Here is a 3539-nt window from a genome sequence, read left to right on the forward strand (position 1 = left end):
ATATCTCTCCCAAGCCGGTCAACAATGCCCCCGAAATGCAAAAACCTCCGCAAATGCGGAGGTTCGGCGTGATACATTCGCGGATGCGGATTATTTGATACGCATATCGCCGGTTTCGACAAAACGCTGATGCCAAGACAGGGCTTCGGCCAGGATGTGCGGGGTATGCAGGCCGCCGGCTTTTTCGGCGCGGGCATAGTAGTCGTTCAGCATATCGCGGTAATCCGGGTGGGCACAGTTGTTAATCACCAGCTGGGCTCGTTGGCGCGGTGATTTGCCGCGCAAGTCGGCCATACCTTGTTCGGTCACGATAAACATTACGTCGTGCTCGGTGTGGTCGTGGTGCGACACCATCGGTACGATGCAGGAAATCGCGCCGTCCTTGGCAACCGACGGGCTGACGAAGAACGAGAAGAAGGCGTTGCGGGTAAAGTCGCCGGAGCCGCCGATACCGTTCATCATTTTGGTGCCCATGACGTGCGTGGAGTTCACGTTGCCGTAGATGTCGGCTTCAATCATGGCGTTCATACCGATAACGCCCAAGCGGCGGATTAATTCGGGGTTGTTGGTGATTTCCATCGGGCGCAATACGATTTTATCGCGCAAGAATTCGATGTTGTCGTTGAAGCGTTGCAGCGCGTCCGGGCTGAACGACAGTGCGGTGGCAGATGCGGACTTCATTTTGCCGGCGATAATCAAGTCGAGCATACCGTCTTGCAATACTTCGGTATAGCCGGTCAAATCGTCAAACGGTGCGTCCAGCAGGCCGGCCAATACGGCGTTGGCCACGTTGCCCACGCCGGATTGCAGCGGCAGCAGGTTTTTCGGCAGGCGGCCGGCTTTGACTTCGTGGTTGAAGAAGTCGATGATTTGGGCGGCGATGCGCTTGGAGTTTTCATCCGGGTCGGCAAATTTGCTGTTGCGGTCAAAGCCATCGGTCAATACCACGGCAACCACTTTGTCCAAATCGCATTCCAGATAAGGCGAGCCGATGCGGTCGTCGGGTTTCACCAGGGGAATAGGCTGGCGGTTCGGCGGGGTGCCGATGTCGAAGTAAACGTCGTGCATGGTTTCTAAGAGCGGATTTTGCTTGGCGTTGACTTCGATGATGATTTTTTGGGCGGCTTTCAGGGCTTCGTTATTGTGGCCGATGCCCATAGACGGGATGATTTTGCCGTCGGCGGTAATGCCGGTGGCTTCGATGATGGTGACATGGATGTCGCCGTAGAAGCCGTTGCGGATTTGCTGCTCAACGTGGGAAAGGTGCATATCCTGATAGTGGATGTTGCCCGCGTTGATGCTGTTGCGGATGCCGGGGTCGGATTGGAAGGGGTTGCGGAAGTTGACCGCGTTGGCTGCGGCCAATACGCCGTCGCACTCGGGCGCGGTCGATGCGCCGGTAATCATGTTGATTTTAAATTCTTCGCCGCGTGCGTGGGCGGCTTTGGCGCGCTCGGCAATGGCGGTCGGCAGGGCTTTCGGATAGCCTGCGCCGGTAAAGCCGGCAATACCCAGCGTCATGCCGTGTTGGACAAATTCTGCGGCTTGCTCTGCCGACATGATTTTGGCGCGCAAACCTTGGTGTTGTACGCGTTCTGCTGCAGTGGCTGTCATATCGTATTCTCCTCAGTCGGACAAAATCCCGGACATATCAGGATGTTTGCGTATGGTTGGACAAACCGCCCCTTCCTTCAAAATGTAGTAGCAGGTAAGCGGAATATACGGAATATATAATAAAGGTTTTCGGGTGTAAAGAAGGGATAACGGGCAGGCCGGATTTTCCCGCGCCCGCTGCGGCTGCCCTACCCGCTGCCGTCAGATAAGGCCGTCTGAAAAACGCTGTTTTCAGACGGCCTTGTATTAGCAAACGGCGCACGCCGCTATTTCTCGTGGTATTCGTGCACCTCATACGGATACGACATTTCTCCGCCCGCTTTACGGCGCATCAGGTAATCGTCATACACGGCGCGGATTTCCCGTCGCAGCAGAAACAGCGCAATCAAGTTGGGAATGACCATAAAGCCGTTGAACATATCCGACAGGCTCCACACCAAATCTACCTTGCCCAGCGTGCCCGCCACAATCGCAGCCAGCACCAAAGCGCGGTACACCGCCATATATTTGCCGTGAAACAAAAAGCGGATGTTCGACTCGCCGAAATAATACCAGCCGATGATGGTGGTAAATGCGAAAAACGTCAGACACAAAGCCAAAAGCTGCGAGCCGAAGCCGGGAAACGCCATCATAAAAGCCTGCTGCGTAACCGCCGCACCTTTCAGACCCAGGCCGTCCGCGCCCGTCAGCAGGATAATCAGCGCCGTGGCCGTACACACCAAAATCGTATCGATAAATACACCCACAAATGCCGCCATGCCCTGTAATACCGGATGCTTCACATTCGCCGTGGCGTGCGCGTGCGGCGTCGAACCCATGCCCGCTTCGTTGGAAAACAGGCCGCGTGCCACGCCGTAGCGCACCGCCTCCCGCATACCGATACCGGCCGCGCCGCCCAATACCGCCTCAGGGTCGAAAGCCGCCACAAAAATATGCTGAATCATCGGCACAATATTGGCCGAATATTCAAACAAAATCACCACGGCGCACAAAATATACAGCACCGCCATAAACGGCACGACAAACTGCGCCACATTGGCAATACGGTTCACACCGCCCACAATCGTCAGCCCCGCCAGCAGCGCCAGCACAATACCCACCGCCAGCGCCGGCACGTCAAACGCTACCGTTACCGTAGAAGCAATCGAATTGGCCTGCGTCGCATTACCGATAAAGCCCAAAGCCATAATGATGGCCACCGAAAAAAAGCCCGACAAAAAACGCGCCGCGCCCCGCCCGATTTTCGGCGTCAGGCCGTGGGTGATATAAAACGCCGGGCCACCGATATACTTGCCATTGCTTACCACGCGGTATTTCTGCGCCAGCACCGCTTCCGCAAAAATCGTGGACATCCCCAGCACCGCAGAAAGCCACATCCAAAAAATCGCCCCCGGGCCGCCCGCCGTAATCGCCGTTGCCACCCCCGCCACATTACCCGTACCGATTTGCGCGGAAATTGCCACCGCCAGCGCCTGAAACTGCGACAGCGACTTATCGTCGCCGTTTTTCTTTTTCGCAAACAAGCCGCCGAACACCGACTTAAAGCCCGCCCCGAAACGCACAATCTGCGGCGCACCCAAATAAAACGTAAAAAACACGCCGATACCGATCAGCGCATAAACCAACAGATAATCCCATAAAATAGAATTGACCGCGCCCACCAGCGCAGACAATGTCGCTTCCATAACAACCTCTAAAAACTCATTAAAAACATAAAGAACCCCCCAGCCCCGCCGAAAGAGCAGTTCCGACAAAGCCATACGCAGTAAGCAGACCGTGCATACACAACCGGGTTCACACCAAACCGCCAATCATTAATGATGAAACGGTTTCACCTATCATACTGCAAAACCCCGCCGCATGAAATATCGTGAATTCAAATAAAAAAATCTACGGCATTGGCTGCGCCTTGTCTCATTCTTATC

Annotated in this window: 2 protein-coding genes; both read right to left on the bottom strand. The window is 55.2% G+C overall.

Annotated elements, in window-relative coordinates; genetic code table 11:
• Nucleotides 1–90 precede the first annotated feature (90 nt).
• Nucleotides 91–1614, bottom strand: a complete 1524-nt coding sequence (scpC, locus tag BDE01S_RS09195) for a succinyl-CoA:acetate CoA-transferase ScpC (protein WP_066080582.1) — start codon at nucleotides 1612–1614, stop codon at nucleotides 91–93.
• Nucleotides 1615–1880: 266 nt separating this feature from the next.
• Nucleotides 1881–3299: an alanine/glycine:cation symporter family protein gene (locus tag BDE01S_RS09200; protein WP_066080586.1), complete on the bottom strand. Its 1419-nt coding sequence runs from the start codon at nucleotides 3297–3299 to the stop codon at nucleotides 1881–1883.
• Nucleotides 3300–3539: the final 240 nt, after the last annotated feature.

This window comes from Bergeriella denitrificans NBRC 102155 (assembly GCF_001592185.1).
Lineage (GTDB): Bacteria > Pseudomonadota > Gammaproteobacteria > Burkholderiales > Neisseriaceae > Neisseria > Neisseria denitrificans.